General features: G+C 71.0%; 21 protein-coding genes. 6 read left to right on the top strand and 15 right to left on the bottom strand.

The features are described 5' to 3' along the window. Positions 1-48 precede the first annotated feature (48 nt). From WME89_RS00860 to WME89_RS00885, 6 genes are all read right to left on the bottom strand, one after another. Positions 49-972, bottom strand: coding sequence for an EamA family transporter (locus WME89_RS00860; RefSeq protein WP_438007388.1), 924 nt, complete (start codon positions 970-972; stop codon positions 49-51). Position 973: 1 nt separating this feature from the next. Next, positions 974-1,132, bottom strand: coding sequence for a hypothetical protein (locus WME89_RS00865; RefSeq protein ID WP_438007389.1), 159 nt, complete (start codon positions 1,130-1,132; stop codon positions 974-976). 67 nt (positions 1,133-1,199) lie between these two features. Further along, positions 1,200-2,738, bottom strand: coding sequence for a PqqD family protein (locus WME89_RS00870; protein WP_438007390.1), 1,539 nt, complete (start codon positions 2,736-2,738; stop codon positions 1,200-1,202). A gap of 104 nt (positions 2,739-2,842) precedes the next feature. After that, on the bottom strand, positions 2,843-4,441 hold the full coding sequence (asnB, locus tag WME89_RS00875) for an asparagine synthase B (RefSeq protein ID WP_438007391.1): 1,599 nt from the start codon (positions 4,439-4,441) through the stop codon (positions 2,843-2,845). A gap of 545 nt (positions 4,442-4,986) precedes the next feature. After that, on the bottom strand, positions 4,987-6,006 hold the full coding sequence (locus WME89_RS00880; protein WP_438007392.1) for a hypothetical protein: 1,020 nt from the start codon (positions 6,004-6,006) through the stop codon (positions 4,987-4,989). Positions 6,007-6,019: 13 nt separating this feature from the next. Then, the gene (locus tag WME89_RS00885) at positions 6,020-7,540 is read right to left on the bottom strand and encodes a hypothetical protein (RefSeq protein WP_438007393.1); all 1,521 of its coding nucleotides are present in this window, start codon (positions 7,538-7,540) and stop codon (positions 6,020-6,022) included. 338 nt (positions 7,541-7,878) lie between these two features. Here WME89_RS00885 and WME89_RS00890 point away from each other — a divergent pair, with 338 nt between their 5' ends. After that, a complete protein-coding gene (locus WME89_RS00890) occupies positions 7,879-9,126 on the top strand; it encodes a sigma-54 interaction domain-containing protein (RefSeq protein ID WP_438007394.1) in 1,248 nt (415 codons plus the stop codon). A 165-nt stretch (positions 9,127-9,291) separates the two neighbouring features. Here WME89_RS00890 and WME89_RS00895 read toward each other — a convergent pair whose 3' ends face one another. The 3 genes from WME89_RS00895 to WME89_RS00905 all read right to left on the bottom strand — a co-directional run bounded on the left by WME89_RS00895 (position 9,292) and on the right by WME89_RS00905 (position 15,931). Further along, positions 9,292-9,705: a PilZ domain-containing protein gene (locus WME89_RS00895; RefSeq protein WP_437307089.1), complete on the bottom strand. Its 414-nt coding sequence runs from the start codon at positions 9,703-9,705 to the stop codon at positions 9,292-9,294. Positions 9,706-9,956: 251 nt separating this feature from the next. Then, positions 9,957-13,988: a hypothetical protein gene (locus WME89_RS00900; protein WP_438007395.1), complete on the bottom strand. Its 4,032-nt coding sequence runs from the start codon at positions 13,986-13,988 to the stop codon at positions 9,957-9,959. A gap of 86 nt (positions 13,989-14,074) precedes the next feature. Further along, positions 14,075-15,931 carry an OmpA family protein gene (locus tag WME89_RS00905; protein ID WP_438007396.1) on the bottom strand — a complete coding sequence of 619 codons (1,857 nt, stop codon included), beginning with the start codon at positions 15,929-15,931 and terminating at the stop codon, positions 14,075-14,077. Between the two features lie 456 nt (positions 15,932-16,387). On the opposite strand from WME89_RS00905, the gene WME89_RS00910 reads away from it, so the two are divergent. Continuing rightward, positions 16,388-17,182, top strand: coding sequence for a DUF6585 family protein (locus tag WME89_RS00910; RefSeq protein ID WP_438007397.1), 795 nt, complete (start codon positions 16,388-16,390; stop codon positions 17,180-17,182). A 438-nt stretch (positions 17,183-17,620) separates the two neighbouring features. On the opposite strand, the gene WME89_RS00915 is transcribed toward WME89_RS00910, so the two are convergent. The 4 genes from WME89_RS00915 to WME89_RS00930 all read right to left on the bottom strand — a co-directional run bounded on the left by WME89_RS00915 (position 17,621) and on the right by WME89_RS00930 (position 20,937). Beyond that, a complete protein-coding gene (locus WME89_RS00915) occupies positions 17,621-18,985 on the bottom strand; it encodes a hypothetical protein (RefSeq protein WP_438007398.1) in 1,365 nt (454 codons plus the stop codon). A 285-nt stretch (positions 18,986-19,270) separates the two neighbouring features. Beyond that, on the bottom strand, positions 19,271-19,714 hold the full coding sequence (locus tag WME89_RS00920; RefSeq protein WP_438007399.1) for an EVE domain-containing protein: 444 nt from the start codon (positions 19,712-19,714) through the stop codon (positions 19,271-19,273). Continuing rightward, the gene (locus WME89_RS00925) at positions 19,711-20,079 is read right to left on the bottom strand and encodes a VOC family protein (RefSeq protein ID WP_438011872.1); all 369 of its coding nucleotides are present in this window, start codon (positions 20,077-20,079) and stop codon (positions 19,711-19,713) included. Before WME89_RS00925 ends, WME89_RS00920 begins: the two co-directional genes overlap by 4 nt. Before the next feature lie 159 nt (positions 20,080-20,238). Then, a complete protein-coding gene (locus WME89_RS00930) occupies positions 20,239-20,937 on the bottom strand; it encodes a helix-turn-helix transcriptional regulator (RefSeq protein ID WP_438007400.1) in 699 nt (232 codons plus the stop codon). A 153-nt stretch (positions 20,938-21,090) separates the two neighbouring features. On the opposite strand from WME89_RS00930, the gene WME89_RS00935 reads away from it, so the two are divergent. Both WME89_RS00935 and WME89_RS00940 read left to right on the top strand, forming a co-directional pair. Then, positions 21,091-21,951 carry a polysaccharide deacetylase family protein gene (locus WME89_RS00935; protein ID WP_438007401.1) on the top strand — a complete coding sequence of 287 codons (861 nt, stop codon included), beginning with the start codon at positions 21,091-21,093 and terminating at the stop codon, positions 21,949-21,951. A 184-nt stretch (positions 21,952-22,135) separates the two neighbouring features. Continuing rightward, a complete protein-coding gene (locus tag WME89_RS00940; RefSeq protein ID WP_438007402.1) occupies positions 22,136-23,203 on the top strand; it encodes a zinc-binding dehydrogenase in 1,068 nt (355 codons plus the stop codon). A 13-nt stretch (positions 23,204-23,216) separates the two neighbouring features. Here WME89_RS00940 and WME89_RS00945 read toward each other — a convergent pair whose 3' ends face one another. Beyond that, on the bottom strand, positions 23,217-24,134 hold the full coding sequence (locus tag WME89_RS00945) for a LysR family transcriptional regulator (protein WP_438007403.1): 918 nt from the start codon (positions 24,132-24,134) through the stop codon (positions 23,217-23,219). A gap of 14 nt (positions 24,135-24,148) precedes the next feature. Beyond that, positions 24,149-24,760: a DUF2867 domain-containing protein gene (locus WME89_RS00950; protein ID WP_438007404.1), complete on the bottom strand. Its 612-nt coding sequence runs from the start codon at positions 24,758-24,760 to the stop codon at positions 24,149-24,151. A gap of 252 nt (positions 24,761-25,012) precedes the next feature. Here WME89_RS00950 and WME89_RS00955 point away from each other — a divergent pair, with 252 nt between their 5' ends. Continuing rightward, entirely contained in the window at positions 25,013-25,465 is a 453-nt protein-coding gene (locus WME89_RS00955) for a hypothetical protein (RefSeq protein WP_438007405.1), read from the top strand. Beyond that, on the top strand, positions 25,386-25,970 hold the full coding sequence (locus tag WME89_RS00960; protein WP_438007406.1) for a hypothetical protein: 585 nt from the start codon (positions 25,386-25,388) through the stop codon (positions 25,968-25,970). Before WME89_RS00955 ends, WME89_RS00960 begins: the two co-directional genes overlap by 80 nt. Positions 25,971-25,999 lie beyond the last annotated feature (29 nt).

Here is a 25,999-nt window from a genome sequence, read left to right on the forward strand (position 1 = left end):
GTCTCCGGCCCCTGCGGAGCTCGCGGGGGCGCCGTTGGAACAGGGCAATCAGTCGCTCGTGGACGTCTCCGAGGATGCGCGCACCCTGGTCGGATGGATGGCCGCCTGTGCGAGCTTGCGCTCGAGACGAGGGCCGAGGACGACGGTGAGGAGCCCCAGGAAGATCAGGGTCGCCGCGAAGATTCCGTCACTGCTCAAGCGCTCGTGCAGCAAGAGGGCCGAGAAGGCCATGCCGAACACGGGCACGAGCAACCCGAAGGGCGCGATGAGGTTCGCCGAATATCGCCGGAGCAAGCGTCCCCAGATGCCGAAGGCCAGGACGGTGGCGACGAGCCCCGTGTAGAGCACCGCGCCGAGCCCTGCCGCGCCCATGTGGGACACGGCGTTCACCTGCCCGTCCTCGAAGAGATACGAGAGCACGAGCAGCGGCAGCGGCGGAACCAGGCTCATCCATATCATGAGTCGGAACGGGTCGACCCCGCTGGTGCGCTTCAAGAAGATGTTGGTGACGGCCCAGGCGACCGCCGCTGCAAGAATGAGCGCGACACCCAGGGGGTCGACGTTTCCCTGACGCGTGAAGGCCAGAAGGACGATCCCGCCCAGCGCGATGGCCATGCCGCGCTTTTGCATGCGCGAGGGCGAATCGTGGAGCACGATGGACGAAAGCAGGATGGTGAACGGCACCTGCGACTGAATGGCCAGCGAGGACAGCCCGGCCGGCATCCCGACGTTCACGCCGAGGTAGAGCAGCGAGAATTTGACGACGCCCAGCACGAGCCCCACCTGGAGGATGACGCGCCACGGGATGTCCTTCCGCCCGACGAAGAACGCCGCCGGAAGGGCCGCCACGAGGAACCGGAGCGCCAGGAACAGGAGCGGCGGGAACGACGCGAGACCCAGCTTGATCACGATGAAGTTGAAACCCCAGAGGAGGGCGGTGAGCACACCGAGCACGACGTCGCGCGGCTTCATGTCAGCTCCAGACGATGGCGTTCAAGAGGCCGTCCCCCAGGAATCCCAGGAAGAAGCCCGTGGTGATGCGGTCGCGGCCACGTACCTGCTCGAGCTCGTGGTGGCTGGTGGGTTTGTCGAGGAGGGCGACAGTGGAGAAGCGACCGTGGGCGAGCAGCAACCGGCACGTGGTCGGGCTCCGAGGCGCGCGGCGAAGCAAACCCGTAGATGCGCGCGCGCCTCGTCGTTCACCTGCCCGAGATGATCTCTTCCACGACGGGGCCGCCTCGGGCGTGCCGCGTCTGGATGACCTGCTTGTGCGGATCCCGCGCGAGGATCTGGGTGATCAGGTGCCCGTCAGCGCTCCCCGGCGCGAGATCATGCCGCGGGGCGCCGTAGACGACCTGGAGCTGAGGCACGGTGAGCCCGCTCGTCCTCTCGAGGAAAGCGCGCGTCGCTTCCCGTCCCTCCACGCGCGGGTCGCCCCGCAGGAGCGCGTGGATGGCGTCGCCGAGGTGCGCGAGGCACGGGTGCTCGCGCTCCAGATAAGGCTGCAGTCGCTCGCCTCGCCCCGCGAAGGGCGAGCACACCATGCAGACGAGCTGCTCCTCCTCGAGCCCATACAGCTCGCGCGCCACCTCGTTCATGCGGGACCGCATGCGCATGACCCCGTCCCTCCCTTCGTACCGGGCAAGCACCATGTCCACCAGCGCCTCGGGGAAGTCCTTCTGGCGCATCAGCCCCACGGCGAACCGGACGTACTCGTCGATGCCCTCCGCATAGCTCCGCCCGTGGTCCCGCTCGCACCTGAGACCCCGCAGGTGGGCCATGAGCCCTGGGTTGGCGCAGTCCGACTCGCTGAAGCTGAACGCGATGTCGTCGAACGTGAAGCCGAGGTGCTCGGTGAGCAGGTCCCAGTGAGCCCCCGACTCGTAGTCGGTGTCTCCGTAGATGGAGAAGAAGTGCAGCTCCTTCCGGACCTCCGACGCGACGAGGCGCTGCTCGACCGCGCTCGTGGCCTGCTCGCCGTGGATGTCGCGGAAGTACGTCGCCGAGATGTTCCGCATCGTCTCGAGGAACCCGCCGAAGTCCCCCTTGCCCTCCATGCCGTCGATCCCGAGCTTTTGCGCGAGGCGCCGGACCCAGACGTAGTAGGCGCGCTGCTCCCGCCGCGCGTCGCCCGTCACGATGACGTCGACCCCTCCTCCGTGGGCGGCGGCGAGGCCGAAAGCATTCACCATGCCGAAATTGCACGCGTTGCAGAAGGTCGGCCGCCCGTTCGCGGAGGTGCGATGGCCCGTCATCAGGATATCGTCCCGGTTCCGCTGGACCAGGCGACGTGGCAGCGGCTCGCCCTCTCGGAAGGGCTTGACCTCGTTTCCGTCGACGAGCAATGGCTCGCAGAGCGGATCGTCCAGGATCCCCAGGGCGCGATAGGTGCGCCCGATGTTTTCCATGACGGCCCGGGGCATCCCCGCGTGGCGGTTGGTCGCGACCCGGAGCCGGAACGTATCGCCGTAGGTACGGTGCAGGAGGAGCTGCATCAGCCGGACGAAGGCGATGGTGTACGTGCTGTCCTTGCCCCCGCCATAGGCGACCAGCACCTGGTTTCGGTGAAGCGTTTGCTTGTCCGGCAGGCGCGTGTGCAGCCTGGCCGCGCACCGCGCGGCGCCCTCGATTTGCTCCGAGGACAGGTACGCGAGGAGGCCGTTGAGCGCTCCCTCCCGGCCCCTCAGCGAGGGCCCTTCATTGCTCGTGACGGTAGCATCGTACGATTGAACGAACATCGTGGTGAATCCTTTTCTCTGGGCGCTGGCCCGTCGCTGCGGGCAGACCGCGCCCACCCGCGCGGGCCTCCTGGCCCGGCGGCGCCGATCGCGGCGCGCCCGCGTCACTCGCCGCTCGCGCCGTAGTTCGGGAGAGCGCGCGCGCTCGGATCGGACACGGCGCAGTTCTCCCAGTCCCTGTTCGGCATCCAGTAAGCAGGGACGAGCTCGGCGCGCCCCGGGTAGAAACCCTCGAAGATCTCCCGGTAGAGGAGTGATTCCTTGGTGAACGGCGCCGCGTAGCGGTATTCGGCCTGGGCCACCGCGAGCTCCACCTCCGTGTAGCGAAGCTCGGAGAACGCCTTGATCGCGTCGACCATGCTGTGCCCTACCGCGTCCGAGAAGGCCGCCTTCTCGCGGTAGAGGAGCTCGTCGGGCAGGTAGCCCTTTCCCGCGAACGCCTGTCGCAGGAGGCGCTTGCCCATTCCGTTCCTGTTCAGCTTCCCCGACGGCTCGAGGGCCATGACGTAGCTCGCGAAATCGATGTCCCCGAACGGCACCCGCGCCTCCATTGCGTGGGCGCTGATGCACCGGTCCGCGCGCAGCACGTCATAGCAGTGCAGCTCCCGGACGCGCTTGGCGGCCTCGTCCTGGAAGGCCGCGGCCGACGGAGCGTAATCGGTATATTTGTAGCCGAACAGCTCGTCGCTGACCTCGCCCGTGAGCAGCACCTTGATGTCCGTGTGCTCGCGGATGTACTTGCAGACGAGGTACATGCCCACCGAGGCGCGGATCGTGGTGATGTCCCACGTCTCCAGGTGGTAGATGACGTCCCGGATCGCATCGAGCGCCTGCTGCTCGGTCACGTAGACGTCGTGGTGCCGGGCGCCGATGTGCCTGGCCGCGAGCCGCGCGTATTTCACGTCGATCGCGTCCTTGGTCATGCCGATGGCGAAGGTCTCGATCGGCTCGGCCTGGAGGCGCGAGGCGATGGCACAGACCAGGCTGGAGTCGAGGCCGCCGCTCAGCAGAAAGCCGATCTTCGCGTCGGAAGCGAGGCGCTTTCGCACCCCCTCGACGAGGTGGTGCTCCAGCGTCTCGGCGATCGTTGTCTCGTCATCGGTGATGACCCGGGCGACCGCGCTCGGGTCGCGGTACTGGATGAACGTCTCTCCGTCGTAGTAATGCCCGGGCGGAAAGACGCGGACCTGGCCGCAAAAGTCGTGGAGCGCCTTCGCCTCGGAGGCGAAGACGATGCCGCCGCCGCGCCGGGGGTGACCATAGAACAGCGGCCGGATCCCGATCGGGTCGCGCGCCGCGAACACTTTGCCCGAGGGACCGTCGAAGTAGGCGAACGCGAACTCCGCGTCCAGCCGCTCGCAGGCGCCGCGCAGGCCGTACATGCGGACGAGCGGCAGGATGACCTCGCAGTCCGAGCGCGAGCGCCAGGGGTAAGGCCCGATCTCCGCGCGCAGCGCGGCGTCGTTGTATACCTCGCCGTTGCACACGACGGCCGCCCTCCCGTCGCTCGACCAGAGGGGTTGATTGCCCTCGGGGCCGAGCCCCCGGATGGCGAGCCGGTGAAAGCCGAAGAGCGCCTTCGGTCCGACCGTCTCCCATAGCGAATGGTCGGGACCGCGGTGCCTCATGCGCCCGAAAGGGCGCAAGAGCTCGACCGCTGCTTCGGCTACGTGATCGCCATGATAGGCGAGGATTCCGCACATGATTCTACTCCCAAAACGTTTCCGCCGACGCCGCGGGGAGACCCCTCAAGGTACGCGTCCCCATTCGCGTCCCCGCGCGCCCGCCCCTTCCGGGACGCACGCAGGGAGCCGCTCGGCGGTTCGCATCCCGATACGGCGTCGGCACGGTTCGCGTCGCGCCGTGTCGTGTCGTGTCCTGCCCTGTCCTGTCCTGTCCTGTCCTTCAGCAACCACCATGCCGCCGGGAAAACCCGCTCCGAAGCGAAGGCGCGCCTCGCGCTCGACGCGTTTCCTTCCAGAGCTTGCGCGGACACGCCATGCGCTGCGCGCAAAGGACGGCACCCCGCCCCGGCGGCGCCGACCCGATATGTCAGGGCGTTGTCGCCTCTTCAGGCCGGCAGTCCGGACCGAGGCGTTGAGGAGATCGTGACCAGGGCGAGGTCGGGGAGCTCGCTTGGAATAACCGTGTGCGAGGGAGCTTCGAGAAAAGCTCCCTGTACGTCAGGGGAGTTGCCACCTCTTCAGGCGGGCAGTCCGGCTCGACGCCGGGCAGCCGATGCTCCTCGTCACGCCGCCGGTCGCGACAGGCGGTCGCGGATGGCGAGCACCGCGATCGCGAGGAGCGTCAATGCGGCGGCCATGACCTCCTCGAAGCGAGGCCAGCGCGCCGCCGGAGACCACCACGCGAGCAGGGTCATCGCGAGCGTGGAGGCGACGACGCTCGCGCACCGGTTCGCGGGCACGCAGAAGGTGTTCTCCTGAGGTGACACGAAGGTGAGCCCTCCGAAGATGCCCACCAGCTCCGAGGCCAGGGCTGCGGCCACGAGCCACCCCGTCACGGCGAGCTCGAGGGAGAAGGCAGGCCGGAGATCGACGCCGGAGAGCCGCGGGCCCAGCGCGAGCGACAGCCCCAGGAAGACCAGCAACGACGCCGCCGCCGACACGTGCTCACCCACGAAGAAGCTCCAGTTCTTCGCGGAATCCGCGACCTTCGCCGACCTCGACAGCGTGAGCAGCCGTACCGCATAGGCGGTGACGTAGAGCGCGAGCGGGATCGTGAACGAGAGCGACAGCGCGGACGCGGCGTTCGAACGGGTGGTGAGCGGGATCGACGCGAGCGCCAGCGCGAACGCCGTCCAGGCGTGCCAGCCGATGTGCTTGCGCAGGTACATGTCGAGGAGGGGCGCCATCACGAGGACCGAGGCGCGCGTCACGACGCCCGCGATCATCGGCGAGCTGCCCTGGGCCGTGTAGATGAGGAGCGTGCTGATCATGATGACGCTCGTCGCGACGCCGCCCAGGATGCTCGCCGCGCTGGGAAGACGCAGCGTGAGGCCGCCGATCTGGCGCTGCGGGAGCCACCTGAGCCACCCGAGCGCAGTCACCCAGATGAAGGCGAAGGCAGCCCATGCGACCGCCGTGACGGGGAGCTGGGCGAGCCCGGAGACTGGCGCCTCCTGTGAGGGAAGCGTCCCCTGTTTCAACGCCGTCGTCAGGACGACATAGGGTACATACGCCAGGCCGTACCCTGCGACCCAGCGCCATGTCCTCCAGTGTTGTCGCGATACCGGACTGATGGGTGCCATGTCATGACCTTCTTCAGACAGTCTCCTGGTCGAGCAGCTCGGCGCGAAGGCCCTGGATCCTGACGAGCAGATCCTGCTGGTACACGAGGGACCGGCACCCGGTCTGCGCGTCGCGCCAGAAGTACTCGGCCTTGTTGACCTCCGCCAAGGCCTCGCGCTGCCGATCTGTGTCGCGCAGGAGCTCCGCTCGCAGCAGGTGGATGTTGACGAGCCGTCGCCGGTTCGGGCTCGACCTGGACCACGCGAGGGCATCGGCGCGAGAGAGGTGATCGACGATGGCGCGCCGGCTGACAGGATGGACCGGTGATCGCCACAGCATGCGTACGTGGTCGAGCAGGATGGCGATCTCGATCGACTCGTTGCCAGAGCGGCTGGCCTCCGTCGCGGCCATCGCGAACTCCGCATCAGCCTCGGGGAACCTCTCCCTGTGTGACAGCTGGTGCGCGCGGAGCCGGTGGAGCGTCGCGAGCGCGTCCCGCGCAACCCGAGCGTTGTCGTTCCGGGTCACCATCGCTCGGATGGTTTCACGGATCCTGGCGCTGTGCTCCGCGAACGTCTCGTCGGCGACCAGCGCCTCGAGCTGCGCGAACTCGCGCTCCTTCAGGAGCAGGAAGCCGCGGCCCTCGATCCTCTCGAACCACGCGACATCCGCGCCCACGCCGGCAGGCTGATCCTGGATGATCGCCGCCAGACGGACGCGCAGGCGCTCGCCTTCTGACAGGGCGCCCTCGAACACGTGTGAGAAGTGCGTGAGCACCGGTGCTACCTGGCCGATGATCTCGACGCACCCACGGCGCGCCGCGCCCGCGACGAGCTCCCGGATCTGGCTCCAGTGCTCGGCCATCCAGCGGACGTCGTCCGCATCATGGATGCGGTGGTGGCGCCGGATCTCCCTGACGAGCCCGTCCGGGGGCTTTGGCGCGCAAGGTCGGCTCCGCGCCGCTGCCTGGGCCGCTCGGCACTGGTGCGTCACGAGCGCCTCGACGAAGCTCGCCAGCGCGACCCGGAGCGCCGCCGAGGCCAGCCGATCGACGCCGACGGACAGGGACACGAACCCCGCGCCGCGAAGCGCTTCGAGCGTCTCGAGCAGCTCGTCCCAGGCGAGGAGCGTCGCCGCGATCCAGGGGTGCGCGCGTCGGTCCAGATCGAGGGCGCCCAGCCGCGCGATGTCCTCGGCCGCCGTCCCGGGGCCAGAGGCTCGCTGCACGACGAACGGAATCTCCAGCTTCTCGAAGAACTGCTCGTCGACCTCCTGGAAGACCCCGATCGCGTCGAGCACCGCTACCGTGTAGAGGATGGCCTTGGACTGGGCGATGGCCATGCCCCGCTTGCGGTGATTTCGCTCGTATTTGACGAGACTCCAGAGCGAGCTCTCCTGCTGCCGTCCCAGGAGGCGATCGATGTGAGGTGTGCGGAGCGTCAGGGCTGCGCCGACGAGCACGGTCGAATCGACCGCGATGCCGAGCTCGGTCGCCGCGGCCTCGATCAAGGCGCGCAGCGGCCCCTCGCTCGGATACGACTCCGCAGAAGGCACGCCCCGTTCTCCCCCAGGTAGCGAGGCGCCATATAGGGCACCCTGCTCTGCGAGAGCAGGGGGCACACGGAGCGTCCCGCGGGCGCATCCCGCGCGACCCAGGCCGATCGGGCACGGGGCCGTCCGCCAGCCGTCGGCGGCCAAGCCCGGAAAGGACGCCGACGGCAGGCTGCTGGTCGCATGCGATGGGGCTCTCGCGATACGCAGCGTAGGTAGTGGTCACGCGGTGTCGCCTCGGGCTCGCCGTGCTCGCAGCGGTCAGGAGAGGATACGACCGAGCGGGCTCGAGGGTCGCCGGCGATGGAGCACTCCTGTGTTCGTGCTCCAGGGAGGACGCGATGATCGAACGCAGCTCGAGCGACCAAGGGCGACCGTCGATGGGCGGCGGTGGCGCCGACCAGAGCGCCACGGCTGGACGCCAGCTCGGCCGTGGTCATGACTCGACGGACAGGCCGCCTGCGAGCCCTGCGCTCGCGGAGGGCCTCAGGGCGGCGCCGGGCGGTTGCCCTTCAGGGGCAACCGGGTGGAGCGACGAGCCGATCGCGGCGAGCCCCGCGATGGTCCGCCTCTTTGGTACGCTCACCAAGCTCGCGCGCTCGCATTTGCCGGTGTTGCTCCTCGGCGAGACCGGGACCGGCAAGGAGGTCGTGGCGCGGGAGCTTCACCAGCGCAGCGCGCGGCGCGCGAGGCCCATGGTGAGCATCAACTGCGCCGCCATCCCGCAGCAGCTCGTGGAGAGCGCGCTGTTCGGCCACGAACGAGGCGCGTTCACGGGGGCGAGCCAGCAGCAGAAGGGCGTCTTCGAGGCGGCCGACGGGGGGACCGTGTTCCTCGACGAGATCGGCGAGCTCCCCGCCGCAGCGCAGGCCGCGCTGCTGCGCGTGCTGGAGTCGATGCGCCTCAGCCGCGTGGGCTCGAATCGAGAGATCGACGTCAACGTGCGCCTGATCGCGGCCACGCACCGGGACCTCGAGGCGATGTGCAACACCGGCGGTTTCCGATCCGATCTGCTCTACAGGATCAACGCCATGACCGTGGTGCTACCGCCTTTGCGCGACCGACCTGAGGACATCGAGGCGCTCGCAATGCATTTCCTGCGCCAGGCGAACGAGTCTGAAGGGCGCTTGGTTCGATTCATCGACCCCGGCGCGCTCGCGGCGATCCGGGGCTATGCGTGGCCGGGAAACGCGCGCGAGCTGCGCAACGCCGTGGTGCGCGCCGTCGTCGTCGCCGAAGGGGACACCATCACTCCATTGGATCTGCCTGAGCGCGTCCGCGCGGCAGCTGAGCACGCGGCGCCGGCGCACTGCCGAGCTCAGCTCAAGGGAGGGGAGATCCCGCTTCCACCGGCCGGGGAGAAGCGGCTGAAGCAGCGGCTGAAGCGCTGCGAGGCCGAGATCATCGTCGAGGAGCTCCGCAAGGCGGGCTGGAACCAGACGAAGGCGGCGTCGGCGCTGGGCATATCGCTTCGCGCCCTCGTGTACAAGCTCCGGGAGCTGAGGGTCACGAGGCTCGCGTATGCGTCCAAGGACGAGATGCTCCATAGACGCGATGGCGCCTCGCTCGTGTCTCGACCGGTCTCGTAAGCCGTCGCGGCGCCGCGGCGGCGAGGCGCGCCGGCGTCATTGACCGGGGTGGCCTAGGTCCGGGAGCGGCTCATCGAAGGTGATCCAGCCGGCGTCGTCGCAGGTGCCGGCAGGGGCGCCGGCGGTCTCCCGAGCGTGGCTGTCGCCGTCCCAGGGGGGGCGAGATCAGCTGAGCGCGATCATCGCGGCCGTCGCCGCGTAATCGACGCGCGGCGCGCGGTACGGATAGGTCGGCGGGAAGCGCTCGAGCGCCGCGCGCATGCGCCTGATCGTCGCGCTGTCGAGCGGATCGAAGCGCAGGCCCACCGCCCGGCCCGGGTCGCCCTCGCGCCGGCCGTGCACCGTGCGCGCGATGGTCGCCGTCGCGTCGATCCACACGTCCGTGTCCGGGATCCGGAACGAGACGATCACCGGCTCGCCCGTGAGCGGGCGGGCGCTCGTCAGCACGAGCATCCCCTCGATGGACAGGTCGATCGCGCGAGTCCCGAGCAGCCGGAAGCCCCTCTCGCACACGGCCTGGCACTCCACGATCGCGGCGCGGCGCGTGGCGCGACGCTCGCTGGCGATCAGCATATCCATGGTGGTTCTCCTCGGAGCGGTACGCTACGGAGGACCACTACAGGTGGGCAAGAAACCTACACGGAGAGCTCCGCCCCGTGGAGGCCGTCGAGGGGCCGCGGGGGAGCGGGGGAGCGGGGGAGGCGGGGTGTCGGGGGGGATCGGCGTCGTCGAGGGCGCCCACGGCCGCCGGTGGGGGCGTCGCCCCGCCATCTCAGGCGGGGGACGCGCGGCCGTGGGCCCTCGTTCTTCGGCTCGCTCGTTCCGCTCGGCTAGCTGCCCGCCCGGCGCCGCCGGCGCAGGACGAGGCCAGCGAGGGTGGCGAGCAGGGGCAGGAGCGCAGCCGCGCCCCGGCCGCTGTTCGCGGGCAGCGGCCGCGCCGCGCAGAGGCCGTTGCCCTCGGCGAAGATGCCGGTCGGGTCGTTGTCCACGGGCTGCTCAGGCCCGCAGGTGCCCGGCGTGCTGTCGGTCGAGCTGCACACCTCGTCCGACGAGCAGCCGTTGCCGTTCGCGCCGCGGCAGCCGTCGATGCAGGCCCCCTCGACGCAGATCTGGCCGCTCGTGGCGTCGCCGCAGTCGCTGTCCTGCGTGCACGCCGTGGAGGGCTGGTCGTCGTCGCCGTCGTTCGGATCGGTCTCGCCGTCGTCGATGGCGCCGTTGTGGTTCGCGTCCTCCACGCCGTCGGTGATGCCGCCGCGGTCCGTGTCCGGATCGAGCGGGTTCGTGGTCGTCTGGGGGTCTGCATCCGGGATGCAGGTCCCAGCTGCCTGGTCGGTCGCCGCGTCGTTGCAGTCTCGCCCGAGCTCGGTCCCGTCGAAGAGCCCGTCGTCGTCGCTGTCGGGGTCGAGCGCGTTGATGAGGCCGTCGCCGTCGTGGTCGTCGCTGAAGTTCGGCTCCTGGCCGTCGAGCACGCCGTCGTCGTCGCTGTCGCCGTCGTTCGGATCGGTGCCGATGTTGTCCTCGACCGCGTCGCTCAGCCCGTCGCCGTCGGTGTCCGCCGGCGGGACATCGTCGTCGCCGTTGTTCGGGTCGGTCTCGCCGGCGTCGATGGCGCCGTCGAGGTTGATGTCCTCGTCGCCGTCGGTGACGCCGCCGTCATCGGTGTCCGCGTCGAGCGGGTTGGTCTTCGTCGCCCCCTCGTCCGCGTCGGCGCGGCAGTGGCCCGCCTCGGTGTCGGTGGCCTCGTTCTCGCAGTCGAAGCCGAGCTCGGTGCCGTCGAAGAGCCCGTCGTTGTCGCTGTCGACGTCGCGCGCGTTGATGAGCCCGTCGCCGTCGGTGTCCTCGCCGGGCCTCTGCTCCTGCCCGTCGATCGCGCCGTCGTCGTCGGTGTCGGCGTCGTTCGGATCGCTCCCGATCATCTCCTCGAGCGAGTCGCTCAGCCCGTCGCCGTCGCTATCGTCCGCCACCACGTCGTCGGCGGGATCCCTGGGATCCGTCTCGCCGTCGTCGATGGCGCCGTTGTGGTTCGCGTCCTCCACGCCGTCGCTGACGCCGCCGTTGTCCGTGTCCGTATCGAGCGGGTAGGTGAGCGTGTCGGGATCGGCGTCCGGGGTGCAGTTGCCGGCCTCCGGGTCGGTGGCCGGGTTGTCGCAGGGCAGGCCGAGCTCGGTGCCGTCGAACAGCTGGTCGCCGTCGCTGTCGGGGTCGAGCACGTTGATGAGGCCGTCGCCGTCGTGGTCGTCGCTGAAGTTCGGCTCCTGGCCGTCGAGCACGCCGTCGTCGTCGCTGTCCGCGTCGTTCGGATCGCTGCCGATCAGCTCCTCGAGCTCGTCGACCAGCCCGTCGCCGTCGGTGTCGTCGATCGGCAGGTCGTCGTCGCCGTCGTTCGGATCGGTCTCGCCCGCGTCGACCGCGCCGTCGAGGTTGATGTCCTCCTGGCCGTCGCGCACGCCGCCGTCGTCGGTGTCCACGTCCACCGGCGAGGTCTTCGTCGCCCCGCCGTCCGCGTCGGCGCGGCAGTGGCCCAGCTCGGCGTTGGTGGCCGCGTTCTCGCAGTCGAGGCCGAGCTCGGTGCCGTCGAAGAGCCCGTCGTCGTCGCTGTCGACGTCGAGCACGTTGATGAGCCCGTCGCCGTCGGTGTCGTCGGCGGGGTTCGGCTCCTGGCCGTCGAGCGCCCCGTCGTCGTCGGTGTCGGCGTCGGTCGGGTTGCTCCCGATCGTCTCCTCGAAGTCGTCGCTCAGCCCGTCGCCGTCCGTGTCCGTCGGCGGGACGTCGTCGTCGCCGTCGTTCGGATCGGTCTCGCCCTCGTCGATGATGCCGTCGAGATCGAAGTCCTCCTGCCCATCGGACACGCCGCCGTCGTCGGTGTCCGCGTCGAGCGGGTTGGTCTTCGTCGCCCCGGCGTCCCCGTCGACCCGGCAGTGGCCCGCGCCGATGTCGGTCGCCGGGTCATCGCAGACCGAGCCGAGCTCGGTGCCGTCGTAGAGCCCGTCGTTGTCGCTGTCGGGGTCGAGCGCGTTGATGAGGCTGTCGCCGTCGGAGTCCTCGTCCCAGCTCGGCTCCTCGCCGTCGGTCACGCCGTCGTCGTCGGTATCCGCGTCGTTCGGGTCGGTGCCGGCCTCGAGCTCGGTGGGATCGTCGATCCCGTCCTCGTCCGAGTCGCAGCCGTTGCCGATGACGCCGTCGCAGTCGTTGTCGAACGCGTCGCCGCAGACCTCCGCGCCCGTGGGCACGCAGGAGCAGGTGTTGTCGTCCGGATCACACGTCGGGGTCAGCGGCCCGCACTGCGCGTCGGTGACGCACTCGACGCACGTGTTGGGGGTCGCCTCGGTGTTGCAGTGCGGCGTCGGCGCGTCGCACTGCGCGTCGGTCTCGCACTCGTCGATGACGACGTCCGTCGGCTGGGGGCCGCCGGTCTCGTCGTCGCCGTCGGTCGGCGTGTCCTCGGACTGCGCGCCCTGCTGCCCGGCGGCGGTGATGACCGCCTGGTTGGCGATGAGGCCCGAAGCGCCGGCGTCGACCGTCACCTGGAAGGTCACGGTCGTCGCCCCGGCGGCGGGGATCGTGCCCCCGGTGAGCCCGTTCGCGCCGGCGCCGAGCCGCACGGTGATCGTGCGGTTGAGCGCGTTGTACTCGCCCTGATCGTCGACGGGGAGGTCCGTCTTGGGCCCCATGTTCGCGCCCGCCGTGATCGACAGCGAGCCCGGCACGTAGCTCACGCCCGCGGGCAGCGGATCGGTGAGCACCGTGTTGATCGACGCGTCGTTGCCTGTGTTGGTGACCTGGATCGTGTACTGGATCACGTCGCCCGGGAGCAGCAGCCCGCGGTTCACGTCGACGGCCGACTTCACGGAGGTCGTGAAGTCCGGCTTGAAGGTCGAGATCGACGTGACGAACCCGGCGAGGAAGTACAGATCGTTGGTGCTCGACGCCACGATCGGCGCCGAGGTCAGCCCTGGAGTCACCTTGGACGTGATGTCGAGGACGTCGATGTCCATGCCGGCCATGGTCCCGGGAGTGCCCGCGAGCTGCGGCAGGTCCCCCGCGGTCGACACCGGCGCGCCCAGGAACGAGCGCGTGCCGTTGAAGAAGTTGTTGTCCGGGTTCAGGTCGTTGCCGAGGGCGGCCCCTCCGTTGAAGAAGAACTGGTCCCCCGAGATGGAGGAGTCGCCCTCGAACGTGACCATGCCGATCTTCGCGTCGTAGCCCGCGCGCGGCACCAGGAACCCCGAGAGGGTCGCCTCCTGCCTCCCTCCGCTGGGCACCGTGTCGAGCCCGTCGAAGAGCGCCAGATTGCGCGGCGGCTCCGAGGCGTCCTGATAGAACACGACCAGCCACCACCCGGCGAAGTGGTTGTTGAAGTCGTTGTTCAAGAAGTTCGCGCTCTGGACGCCGCTCACCCGGTACGCGCCGGAGCCTTGCGCCTGCACGACCGAGGTGATGTCCGCGACCGACTGGTAGTAGGTCCGAGCCGAGCTGGTCGTGACGACCGAGCCGAGGGCGGCCACGTTCTCGACGAAGCCGCCCGCGCCGGGCCGATCCAGGGTGACCGCCGCGTCCGCGGGCTGGTCGGTCGGCTTGTGCGCGGCCCAGTAGAGATAGGCGTGCGTGACCGTCGCGCCGGCCGGCACGGTGAGCACCGCGGAGGTGCGCGCCTGCTCGGCGGTGACGGTGGTGCGCGCCTCCGCCTGGCCCTCCGCGGGCGAGTCGGCGCGCCAGTAGATGTCGGGCGCGCTGTCGTCGTCCAAGGTGCTGCCTGCGCAGGCGGCGGTGCCCAGCACGGGCCTGTCGATGTCCGCGGGGGCGCACTCGTAGCCGAGCGTGTTGCCGACCAGGAGGAAGTCTCCCCGCTGGTCGACCTGCACGCGCAGCGTGGGCGCGGCGTGCGCGGTGCCGCCCTGCCCGCCTACCCAGGCGAGCCCGACTAGACCACCTATGTACCAACTTCTCTTCACGGCGCCTCCTGCTGCTGCTTCGGCTTCTTCTCGAGGATCTTGAACTGCACGCGGCGGTTCTTCTGGCGTCCCTCGTCGGTGTCGTTGTCCGCGATCGGGACGTCGGGCCCGTAGCCCTTCGACGTGAGCCGCTCGGCTTCGAGGCCGCGCTTGACCAGCGCCTTCGTGACCGACTCGGACCTCGCCTGGCTGAGCTTGATATTGTACGCGCGTCCGCCGCGCGGGTCGGTGTGCCCTTGCACCTCGATCTTGGTGATCTCCGGGTGCTCCTTCAGCACACCGGCCACCTCATCGAGGAGCTCGTCGCTCTCCTTCTTGATGGTCGCCTTGCCGGTGTCGAACTGCACCTGCTGGAGGATGACGATCTCCTGCTCGGTCACGCGCACCGCGACGGGGCAGCCGTTCTTCGCCGGATCCTCGTTGGGCTTGCCCTTCTCGTCGGGGCAGGCGTCCTTGTCGTCGCGCACCGTGTCGCCGTCGCGATCGCCGGGGCAGCCGTTCGTCGCCGGATCCGTGGTGCGGAGACCGGGGATGTCGGGGCAGGCGTCCTCCGCGTCGATCACGCCGTCGCCGTCCCTGTCGGGCGGCGGCGGGCAGCCGTGCTTCTTCGGGTCCTCGTTCGCCGGGCCGGCCTCGTCCGGGCAGGCGTCGACGTCGTCGAGGATGGTGTCCTTGTCGCGGTCCCCGGGCGGCGGGCAGCCGTGCTTCTTCGGGTCGTCGTTCGCGATGCCGGCCACGTCCGGGCAGGCGTCGACGCGGTCGAGGATGCCGTCCTCGTCGCGATCGGAGGGCGGGCAGCCGTTCTTCTTCGGGTCGGCGTCGCCCACGCCGGGCACCTCCGGGCAGGCGTCCTGGTCGTTGGGGATGCCGTCCTTGTCGCGGTCCGGGTCGGTGCGCCGGACCTCGGGCGAGTACGCGAGGCTCGCGACGGCGCGGAAGTCCGGGGTGCCGATGCCCGAGGTGAAGCCGGGGCCGGCGGCGACGCCGAGCTCGAAGTCGCGGAGCGCGGGCACGAAGCGGTAGCGCACGCCGAGCAGCGCCTCGACGTTCGTGTTGCGCGCCTCGGGCTCCTCCAGCACCGTCGAGACGGTCACCTCGGGCCCGATCTGGAGCTGCTCCTCGGGCAGCAGCAGCAGGCCGACGCCCGCGCCGCCGTTGAACATCAGCCCCTGCCGCACCTGCGCGAACGTCTGCGCGGGGCGCAGGTCGACGCCGGCCGCGAGCGACCAGGTGAGGTTCGGGACCCGTCCGCCGGCGATGAGCTGGGGCAGGCCGCGCACCGAGTCCTCGCCCACGTACGAGCCGCGATCGCCGTTGCCTGTCGGCAGCCACAGGTAGCCGCCGATGGCGAGCTGGAACGGGTCGAAGTACTCGCCCAGGAGCCGCAGCCGCAGCCCGAGCCGGAGGTCACCGATCTCCGCGCCGCTCGGCGAGGGGAACGAGAGCCCTTCCGCCGCCGGGCTCCCGCCCTCCTGCAGCACCGCGAGCGGCACGTCGACGTTGACGTGGAGCCGGTCCCACAGCGTGAGCGAGCCGTTCAGGTGCAGGAACAGCTGGTGCTCCACGATGGAGTCGATCGGCTCGTCCTGCCCCTCGCGCGAGAGCACGAGCGGGTTGTGCGCGTAGTCGCCGAGCAGCATCAGGTGGAGGGTCGGGCTGCCGTCCTGCCTGGGCGAGGCGGCGTAGGGCGACGGCACGCCGAACATCCGATCGCCGGCGGGCGCCGGGTTGAACCGGTCCAGGGCGAGGCCGCGCTCCGCGTCCGCCTCCTGGGCAGACGCTGGCGCGGCCCAAGCCGCCGCGGCTAGCGCGGCGGCGCCGCATATCCAACGGGGGGGGAAATGGGCTCTCATTCGCAGGATCACCTTTGGGTGCATTGGGGCGAGCGGCCGTCCACTGCTCCGGCGCGCAGGCGCGTTGTGGGGAAACGCCGGTTCCTCGGGCAGAGGAACGGCAAGCTGCCGCGAATCCCAGGCCGTCTTATAGGCGTCGCCCGACGTCGTCGGTGGACTTTTCGAACGATGGTCGACCGAAAGTGGATCGGCCTCAACAGTGCGACTGCCCCTGCAACCCGGGCTTCGCAGCCCGCCCTTGCAGCCATGCAAGCCGTGTGCACGCGCGCTCTGCGCGCCGGCGCCGGCGTCTGCCGGCGAATGCGCTCTTCGTGGCGGCCCCGCGGCGGGTCGATAGAGGTCTACAGACATCAGCGCTGCGGCCCAGGAGCATCGGGAGGCGCCCTGCTGCGACGCGGGCGCCTCTCAGCCGCGCTTCGCTCGCGGTCGCGGCCGCGCCTGTGCTAGGGCGTTTCTGTGCAGCCGCACCCATTCCGCCAGCCGGCGGAGCGCCCGGCGGCGCCTCCCGAGGAGCAGCGCCTCGGCGAGCTCCGCTCTGTCCACGGCCAGCGCCGGCATGCCGTGCTGTTCCATGTGGCGCGGGGCGCGCTGCTCCTGATGTTCACGAGCATCATCGGCGCCGTCATCGCTGGATGGAGGGGCTTCTCCCTGTCGCTGCCGTTCGGGATCGCGGGCTTCGCGGTGCTCGCGGCCGCCGCGCTGCGCCATCGCGGTCTGCGGATCGAGCTGTACGAGCACGGCCTCGTCGTGGCTCGCCAGGAGGGGTGCGAGGCCGTTGTTTTCGACGATGTCGACGAGGTGTGGTTCGACCTCGACCGGAGCTCGACCCCGTTCGGCCGCTTCGTTTTCCTCCGCGCCATTCGCCTCGTGGAGCACTCGGGTCAGCGGCGCACAGTGCCTGTCGAGGTGGCGGACGGCCAGGAGGTGGCCCGCTGGGTGCTCCAGCGCTGCTCCCGTCCCCTGCTCGATGAAGCGCGGCGCGCGGTCAAGGAAGGTGGGGTCCTGACCTTCGGCCCGGTGCGCCTCGACGCGGAGGGGATCGCGATCCGCGAGCTCCGCGTCGCCTGGGCCGAGCTCTCTCTCGTGCGCTTGCAATCGGGCCGAGTCGCCTTCTTCCGCGGGCAGACCGTGTTTCCCTGGCGGACGGTGGCCCTCGACAGCGTCCCGCACCCGACGGTGTTCGCGCGGCTGGTGACCGAGCGCGCCCCGCGCGTGGAGCACGACGAGGTCTGGGCGGCGTGGACGGGGTGAGTCGCGCGCCCTGAGGCATCCCCTCAGATGCTTCGGAAAATTCACAGGGAGGCGGGGAGACGGGGAGGGAAATCTTCGAAATACTCCCTGTCTCCCCGCCTCCCTGTTCAATTTCCCCGATGAAAATGGCTGCAGAATGAGGGGATTCTTCAGACGCGCGCCTCCTTACGCCAGCCGCGCTCCGGCGCTGAGCGGTGGTCACAGCGGACGCTGAAGGCGGGGAGTCAGGGAGGAGAGAACACCGAGGTTCGGACCTTCCTCACTTCCCATCTTCAGCGTGGGAATTTTCGACATGGGGCGCGATCCCAGCCCGCACGTCGCGTTCGGGCACGACCACGGGCCGCGCGCCTGTCGATCTGCTTCGAGCCGAGCATGCGCCTGGCCGCGGCGGGCTGACGCTGGCTCGCCGCGGGGGCGCCCGTCAGGGCTGGCGAGGCTTCATGGCTGCTGCTGCTTCTTCTTCCACTTCTTCTTGGGGCGCGGCGGCAGCTTCATCTTCTTCGGGTCCTTGGGCGCCCACGGCACGCGCGTGTCGATCGGCAGGATGTCCTCGTGCGGCAGGGCGCGCTCGCCCTCGCGCTTCACCGCGAACGACGCCGAGACGACGTTGACCCTGTGCGCCCCGATGTCGGAGAGATCGCCCTTGGCGCGGAGCCCGACGGGGATGCAGAAGAGCCGCTTTCGCTCCTCGTCATCCATGTTGGCCGCCGGCGGCGCCCCGTCGCGGCCGGCGCCGCCCAGCTGGGCGAGCCGACCCGGGTCCTCCATGGCCTGCTGGAGCTGCGCGAGCACCTCCTCGGCGCACACGAGCTCCGCCTTGGGCTTCTTCTTGCTGCCGGAGGGATACTGCACCTTGGACTCGACCTTGACGGTGACGGTGACCGGCGCCTTGTCGGGCCCCATCTGGAGCGCGGTCCCGGCGAGGGCGCCCTTGGCCGCGCCCACGATGCGCTCCCAGGTGGGGCCGTCGCCGGCGGTCGCGCTCACCAGCCGGACGCCCAGGACCTGGCCGTCGGCGCCGAGCTTGACCTCGAAGGTCGCGCGCGCATCGAGGGGCGCGGCCGAGGAGCGCACGGTGTCCGCCAGGGTGCTCGCCACGACGCCCGCGGCCGGGACGCTGATGCCCACGCTCCTGTCCTTGCCGCGGATCGTGTCGTTCAGGACCTTGCCCGCGATGGCGGGGTCGACGGGGCGGGGGAGGGGGGCGGCCGTCGGGGCGGCCTGCGGCACGCCGGGGCCGGGGAGCGCGCCGGGCACGGTCCAGAGGGGCGTGCCGAGCCCGGGCGCGAGCGCGACACCCCCGCCGGCCGCGGGGGGCGGCCCCGCGGGGGGACCGCCGTACTCGTCGGCGGGCGGGGCGGCCGCCGCGGAGCCTGGCGCCTCGGCGACGGGGGCGGGGGGCTCGGCGGCGGGGGCGGGGGGCTCGGCGGCGGGGGCGGGGGGCTCGGGCGCATCCCTCGGCTCGGAGGCGGGCTCCGCGGGGGCGGCCGGCGCGGGCCTGGCGCGGTCGGCGGAGGCGACCTTGGCGGCGGCGGCGCCCGGCGGGGACGCCTGCGTCTTGTCGGCCGGAGCGGTCTTGCCGACCTCGCTGGCCTGCTCGGGTTCGCTTGCGGCCGGCGGCGCCGGGGCTGCGGTGCGGGGAGCCGGCTCCTCGAGCTCGAGGTCGATGGCGTCCACGAGCGCGGACGGATCGGCGGGCGGCTCGGGAGGGCGCTCGCGTATCGGTGCGGCGAGGAGCGCGAGGTGCGCCGCGACCGCCATGGCCAGGGCCATGGCATCGCGCCCTCGCAGGGGGATGCTCACCGCCTCCTCAAGCCAAGGCGACTACGCATCGAAGATTTCTAGCACGCCCACCCCGGGCGCGCGCCGCCCGACCCAGGTTGGGGCTCGTCCGCCCCGCGAGGAGCACGATTGCGGCGCGCTCCCAGCCGTTCAGTCCGAATCGAGGCCTTCGCCACCCGGCCCAGGTTGCGCGCCGCCCGACCCAGGTTGGGGGCCCTCGCAGGTTGGGGGCCCTCGCCGCCCGACCCAGGTTGAGGCCCGCCAGGTTGAGGCCCGCCCGGGGGCCCGCCTCCGCGAGGCACGCCGTCACGCGGCCCGGACGGCCGCCGGGAGCGCCGCGCCCATCGCGCGCGCGATCGTCTCCAGGTCCCGCTCGCTGATCGTCAGGAGCCCCGCCCGCAGCCGGACTCCCCAGCTGGATGACCCCGACGAGAGGTCGAGCCGCGCGAGCAGCGGCGCGATGGGCGCCGCCCGCGCGGCGACCCACGCCACGTCACGGCGAAACGGGCAGAAGCCCCCGCCCATGTCGAACGGGTACGGCTCGCCGTCCTTCACGACGCCGATGGCCGTGAACGCCTGCAGCCGATCGCGGCCCTGGAACGACACGGTCGGCGAGTAGTACACGACCCGATCGCCCGGCCGCACGCGCCGGAGCGGCGCGCGCTTGCCGTGGCAGACCTGCATGAAGCCGCCGGCCCGGCCGCGCTCCACGTGCTCGGCCGACGCGACGGCCAGAAAGGCGCGGCTCACGCGGCCCCCGGCGCGAAGACGCGCAGGCGGTGGCCGTCGCGATCGAGGGCGACGAACGTGTAGCCGAAGTCGAGCTGCGTCGGCGCCTGCGCGATCGCGAGGCCGCGCTCGGTCCAGGCCGCGTGCGTGGCCCTCACCGCCGCCGCGTCGGCGACGGTGAACGCGAGCTCGCCGCCGCCAGGCGCCGTCGCCGCGGGCTCCACGGTGTGGCGCGACCACAGCCCCAGCATGACGCCCGACTCGAGCGCGAACATCGCGAAGGTCGGCGACGCCTCGACCGGGGGCCGCCCGAGGACGCTCGCGTAGAACGCGGCGCTCGCCGCGGGATCATCGACGTAGAGCAGCACGAAATTGAGATCGGACATGATGTTCTCCGGGCGCCCGGGGGAGAGGTGCCCCGGGACGACGGAGAGCATGCGACCGGCCAGTGACAGATTCTGTCAGCAGGCGGCAAGCCGACGTCCAGCCGACGTCCAGCCGACGTCCAGCCGACGTCCCGCCGCCGCCAAGCCGAGCCGAGCTGCTCAGCCGGGGAGCTGCGCCGGGATGGCCTCGCGCGCCCGCCACTCCGCGAGGAGCGTGGCGCGCGGCCGGCCGAAGCGATCGGCGGACGTCGTCCAGCGCGCGATCCGGTCGGCCCGGAACGAGCGAAAATCGGCGCGCTCCTCGCACCACGCCACCACCACGCGCGCCCGCTCGAAGAAACCGACGGCGATGGGCCACACCACGCGCTCGCTCGCCGCGCCGCGGCGGTCTGCGTAGGCGATCCGCGCCTTGCGCTGCTCGCGGATGCAGCGCCGCACCTCGGCGAGGTCGATCTGCTCCGGCTCGCGCCGCAGCGACGGGCCTGCCAGGAGCGCCGTCTCGTCGACCAGGGTCTTCAGATCGCGCGGCAGCACGGCCCGGAGCTTCGCGACGACCTCGGCGGCCGCGCGCCCGAGCGCCTCGTCGCCGTGCTCCGCGGTGAGGCGCAGGCCGAGGACGATGGCCTCGAGCTCCTCGTCCGTGAACATGAGCGGCGGCAAGAGGAAGCCCGGCCGGAGCTGGTACCCCGCGCCCGCCGCCCCCTCGATGCTGGCGCCCTGCTCGCGGAGGGCGTCGATGTCGCGGTAGACGGAGCGGACGGAGACGCCGAGCTCGTCGGCGAGGGACGCCGCGCTCACGGGCCGGCGGTGGCGGCGGAGGAGCTGCACCAGGCGGAGCAGGCGGTTGGCGCGGGACACCAGGGGATGCTGCCATGAACTGGCAGCATGACCAAGGGTCGCCGGTGCTCGTCGCGCTGTCCCCGAAGGAGCTCCAGACGTTCCCGGAAGGCGCAGAGCGCCCTGTTCTCGTGGAAAGACGGCGGAGCCACCGGCACGGCCGATGATACGGCGGTGTCTGCTGTGGAGATCCTGCGCACGGAGAGGGACGGCGCGCGGCGCCTCGCGACGCGCGAAGACCAGGTGGTGCTGGTGTGCATCGGAGCGTGCCTCGCCGCACTCCTCATCGCCTCGGTCCTCCTGGCCGAGCGTCCCCCGGGCGTCGCTGTCGTGTCCATCGAGTTCGACGACACGCTGGCCGATCAGCTCTCCGCGCGCTCCATCCTCGCCGAGCACCGGATGCATGCCACGTTCTTCGTGAACAGCGGTCGACTCGACCGTCCCGGCTACCTGACGGTCGCCGAGCTCCGCGCGCTCGCGTCCGACGGCCACGAGATCGGCGGCCACACCGTCGATCACGTGCGGCTTCCCGGGCTCCCGGCCGGAGAGCAGCGCCGGCAGATCTGCGATGACCGCCGCGCTCTCCTGGCGCTGGGCTTCGCCGTGAGCGACTTCGCGTACCCCTGGGGCGCCTACGACAGCGTCAGCGCCGAGCTGGTGCGCTCCTGCGGTTACGACAGCGCCAGGGGCTCGGGCGGGCTTGGCCTCCACGCATGCACCTTCTGCGCACGGGCGGAGTCCATCCCTCCGCACGACCCCGCTGCCACCCGCACGCCCGGCTCCCTCCGCCGCAGCGACCGCCTCCCCAGGACTCAGGCGCTCGTCCGCCGCGCGCAGCAGGATGACGGATGGATGCAGCTCACCTTCCACCATATCTGCGACGCCTGCGGCAAGTACAGCATCTCCAGAGAGGACTTCTCCACGCTCCTCGACTGGCTCGCGGAAGAGCGCGACGCGGGCCGCGTCGTCGTCCTGACGGTGCGGCAGGTGATCCACGGCGCGAGGCCACCGCCCCGCGGGCTGGGTGTGGACTGAAAGCGGCCCCTCCGGGCGTCGCTTCTCCGGGAAGGGGCCGGATCGCGCAAGGGATCCTCGGTCGCCTCCAGGGGGGAGGCGGCGGGCGCGAAGGCGACCCGCAGCCCCCATTGATGCGCTGGCGGTATCAATCGGCGCGCCTCGAGTATTGGTGCGCCCGCGCCGGACGGTCCATACGGCGGTCATGAAAGCTGCCGTTCTGAAGGCGTTTGGTTCCCCCCTCGCCATCGAGGCCTTGCCAGACCCGATCCTGGGGACTGGGGAGGTCATCGTCGATGTCGTCGCTGCCCCTGTGGTCTCCTATGCGAACGAGGCCTTCAGCGGCGCGCGGGGCTTCTTGCTCGATCTGCCGCTGGCGCCGGGAGCCGGCGCGATCGGCCGTGTGCGCGCCGTCGGACCGGACGCGACACGCCTCGCTGCCGGCGACTGGGTCTGCTGCGACCCCACCGTGCGGTCGCGCGACGACGCGGTGTCTCCCGACATCTTGCTGCAAGGGTGGACCGCGGCGGGCGAGGGGGGCCTGCGCCTGCAAGCGCATTTTCGCCATGGATCGTTCGCCGAACGGATCATGGTTCCGACCGAGAACGCCGTCCGGATCGGCGCGATAGAGGCGGCGGACGCGGCGCGGTGGTGCGCGCTGATGACGCTGCTCGTGCCGTATGGCGGGCTCCTCGCGGCGGACCTGCAGGCAGGAGAGACGGTGCTGATCAGCGGCGCCACCGGGAGCTTCGGCGGCGCCGGCGTCGCGGTCGCCCTGGCGATGGGGGCGGGCTGCGTCATCGCGCCGGGCCGGAACGAAGAGGCGCTGGAGGGTCTGGCCCGTCGTTTTGGTCACCGCGTTCGCACCGTGAAGCTCCTCGGCAGCGAGGAGGACGACCGGACGCGGATGCTGAGGGCGGCGCCGGGCCCGATCGACCGCGTGCTGGACCTGCTGCCGCCCTCGGCCCCCGCGGCCGCGGTGCGAGCCGCCGCGATGACGGTGCGACCGCACGGGACGGTCGTGCTGATGGGAGGCGTCGCGGCAGGACTGGAGTTGCCTTATCGGCACCTCATGCGCAGCTGCATCACGGTTCGGGGCCAGTGGTTGTGTCCACGGGAGGCCGTCGTCCGCATGGTGCGGCTCATCCGCTCCGGTCTCCTGAGCCTGGACCATTTCGACGTCACGGAGCTCGGTCTGGATCGCGCGAACGAGGCCGTCGCGCACGCCGCCGCGAACGCCGGCCCCTTCAGGATGACCGTGATCCGGCCGTGACCAGGAGCCGGGCTCACGCGAGCTTCGCGGCGTCCCCTCCGAGGCTCGACGCGACCTCCACGGCGAGCCGCACGAAACGCGCGACGTCCCTCGAGCGACATGTGTCCGCCCACGCGACGTACAGCGTGCTCGCCGAGATCCCCGCCATCCTCACGTACTTCACGTCGTGACGCGCATAGAGCGTGGCGCTGGAGGCGGGGACGAACGCGATACCCTGGCCCAGCGCTACCGCCTCGAGGAGCTGGCTCGCGTCGTGGACGACCGGGCCGCGCGTCGCGTCCTCGTTCCTGTCGACGGCGGCGCGGTACGCGGCGAGCTCCGGGCTGGCCGCGGGCCACACCGGTACGGGATCTCGCGCCAGGTCCTCGCGGCGCAGCACGCGCCGCCCCGCGAGCGGGTGAGCCGCGGCGAGCGCGACGCAGCGGGGCTCCGTGAACAAGGGCTCGGCGTCTATGCCTGGCGTGGTGATGGGCCCTCGCAAGAACGCCACATCGGCGCGGCCGTCGGCGAGCATGGCGGTCTGCTCTCCCCAGCCGCTGACGAGCACCTCGACGCGTACCTGCGATCCCGAGCGCTCGTGGTGTTCGACGAGCCGGCGCAGGAGGCGCCCGCCGTTCCCTGGCTTGAGCGCGACCGCCAGGTGCGCGCGAGGGAGCCCCGCGCGCGCCGTGCGGCGAGCCGCGGCCGCCAACGCATCGAGGACGTGGCGTGCTTGCTCGAGCAGGACCACCCCTGCTGGAGTGAGCGACACATGGCGCGTCGTCCGGTACAAGAGGCGCGTCCGCAGCTTGGCTTCCAGCTGAGCGATCGACCGCGAGAGCGGCGGCTGGGCCATCCCCAGGCGCGCGGCGGCGCGACGGAAGCTCCGTTCCTCGGCCACCGCGATGAAGCGTCGAAGCTCGGTGGGCTCGAGATCGACGTCCACGGGCACAACGGCATCGTATCTCAGCCGCGTCCTGCTGCAACGGTGGAGGGGCTCTCGGCGTAGGCGGCCCGCCACGCCTCCCGCAGCTGCCGGAGCATGCTCGGGTACACGATGAAGCGGCGGAACGGCTCGATCAGCGCCATGTACGCGGACGTCCACCGCGATACGGGCTTCACGTAGACAGCCCAGTAGAGGCGCTGCCCCTCGGCCGTCGGCCTGATCGCCATGCAGGAGAACGCGTGGACGGTCGCGTTGCGGATCTCGCTCACGGCCTCGCCCGGGAGCACGTACAGCACGTGGAAGGGCCCCTCGCGCGTGCCGGGCTGCACGGACGACCGACTCGCGAGCTCGGACGGAAGCTGGTGCACGTGGGACTCGGGGGGCAGGCCCTGCTCGACGGGGTCCCAGCCAAAGCGCTTGCCGAGCGCGCCGCGGAGCCCGAACAGCGCGCGCACCAGCGCGCTCGAGGAGCCGCTCCCCGGGGGACGCAAGAGCGCGCGGACGTCGTCGATCGTCCGCGCCGCGCCGCCGCCCGGCAGGTCGACCGCGGACACGTCGTTCAGCGGAACGCCGCGAAGGACCTGGTGAACCTCGAGGTCGAGCTCGGTGAACTCCTGTGGCGAGATACGCATGGAAGCCTCCGTTGAGCGGCGCCTCACGCCGCCGGTCAGCGGCCGGCGGCGCCGCCCGGCAGCGCCGCGGCGGCGCCGCGGTGGCGACGGAGCGGAGCCTAGGGTCGGGGTGCACGCGAATCCAGGGCCGCGCCGCCCGGCGCCGCCGCGCGGGCGAGGCGGAGGGCGGGTTTCTGGGCTGAAACCGGCTGAAGGCCGACGCCGACCGGGGGGGCGCGGTGTGATACCCTGCGCGCTGTCCTGATGAGCACCATGGAAACCAAGGCGGTCCGGGAGCTCGCCGTGTCGAAGCGGGCGTTCTCCGTCCCTGCGAGCTCGCTCGACGATGCGGTTCGCCTCTGCGACCCGTTCAGTCCGCTGGATCCGCGCGATGACGCGATCCTGCACGAAGATCTGAGCCAGATCCGCGGCGGAGATCGCCTCGCCAAGATCGCGCGGAACATCCGCCGCGCGGGTGGAACGCCCACGCTGCACCTCCTGAGCGGCCACATCGGGGGCGGCAAGACGACGGAGCTCCTTCTCATGAAGAAGCGCCTCGAGTCCGCCGAGGGTGGGGCAGCTCCGATTACGACGCTGTTTCTCGACGCGGACGCGGTGCTCGACCGGACCGACGTCGATCTCGAAGATGGAGAAGCTGAGCGAGGGCCAGCGCGCCAACGTCGAGCGCCTCTACCTGGACCGGATGGTGGCTCTGAAGCGCCTTGAAGCGCATCTGGTGATCACGGTGCCGCTATATCTCTGCTATGCGGCGGCTGGCGCCAGCCTGATCGGCCTGTACGGGGGAAACGTCGTGGTGTTGCCGATGATCGAGGTGCGCCGGCGCGCCGCAGAGGGCGACGGCGACAATCCCGACGCGCTCGCTGCCCTGGTTCACCTGCTCGAGAAGCGCGTCCGGTTCGACCTTCTCTTCGAGGAGGGGCGGGCCGCGGCGCAGCGGATCGCGCGGTACAGCGGCGGGTGCATCCGTCACGCGTTGCGCCTGGTGCTCGATGCCGTGAACGAGCACGACACGCCCAGGGTGACGGCCGCCTCCATCGAGCGGGCCGCCGGCGGCATCCAGGCCGACTTCGAGCGGGCGCTCCCCGAGGCCTATGTGTCGATCCTCAAGCAGGTGGCGCGAGACAATCGTTTTCCCGACAGGCGACGATCAGGTCAAGCGGGAGCTGCTCCGGCATCTCTACGTCCTGGAGTATCAGAACGGCGATCCTGATCCCTGGTGGGCTGTCCACCCGCTCGTGG

Origin of the sequence: Sorangium sp. So ce321 (assembly GCF_051530195.1) — a bacterium.
GTDB lineage: Bacteria > Myxococcota_A > Polyangia > Polyangiales > Polyangiaceae > Sorangium.

Coding starts and splice junctions, on each gene's coding strand:
- WME89_RS00860 (WP_438007388.1), bottom strand. CDS start 972: ATGAAGCCGCGCGACGTCGTGCTCGGTGTGCTCACCGCCCTCCTCTGG.
- WME89_RS00870 (WP_438007390.1), bottom strand. CDS start 2,738: ATGTTCGTTCAATCGTACGATGCTACCGTCACGAGCAATGAAGGGCCC.
- asnB (WP_438007391.1), bottom strand. CDS start 4,441: ATGTGCGGAATCCTCGCCTATCATGGCGATCACGTAGCCGAAGCAGCG.
- WME89_RS00880 (WP_438007392.1), bottom strand. CDS start 6,006: ATGGCACCCATCAGTCCGGTATCGCGACAACACTGGAGGACATGGCGC.
- WME89_RS00890 (WP_438007394.1), top strand. CDS start 7,879: ATGATCGAACGCAGCTCGAGCGACCAAGGGCGACCGTCGATGGGCGGC.
- WME89_RS00895 (WP_437307089.1), bottom strand. CDS start 9,705: ATGGATATGCTGATCGCCAGCGAGCGTCGCGCCACGCGCCGCGCCGCG.
- WME89_RS00905 (WP_438007396.1), bottom strand. CDS start 15,931: ATGAGAGCCCATTTCCCCCCCCGTTGGATATGCGGCGCCGCCGCGCTA.
- WME89_RS00925 (WP_438011872.1), bottom strand. CDS start 20,079: ATGTCCGATCTCAATTTCGTGCTGCTCTACGTCGATGATCCCGCGGCG.
- WME89_RS00940 (WP_438007402.1), top strand. CDS start 22,136: ATGAAAGCTGCCGTTCTGAAGGCGTTTGGTTCCCCCCTCGCCATCGAG.
- WME89_RS00950 (WP_438007404.1), bottom strand. CDS start 24,760: ATGCGTATCTCGCCACAGGAGTTCACCGAGCTCGACCTCGAGGTTCAC.
- WME89_RS00955 (WP_438007405.1), top strand. CDS start 25,013: ATGGAAACCAAGGCGGTCCGGGAGCTCGCCGTGTCGAAGCGGGCGTTC.
- WME89_RS00960 (WP_438007406.1), top strand. CDS start 25,386: ATGGAGAAGCTGAGCGAGGGCCAGCGCGCCAACGTCGAGCGCCTCTAC.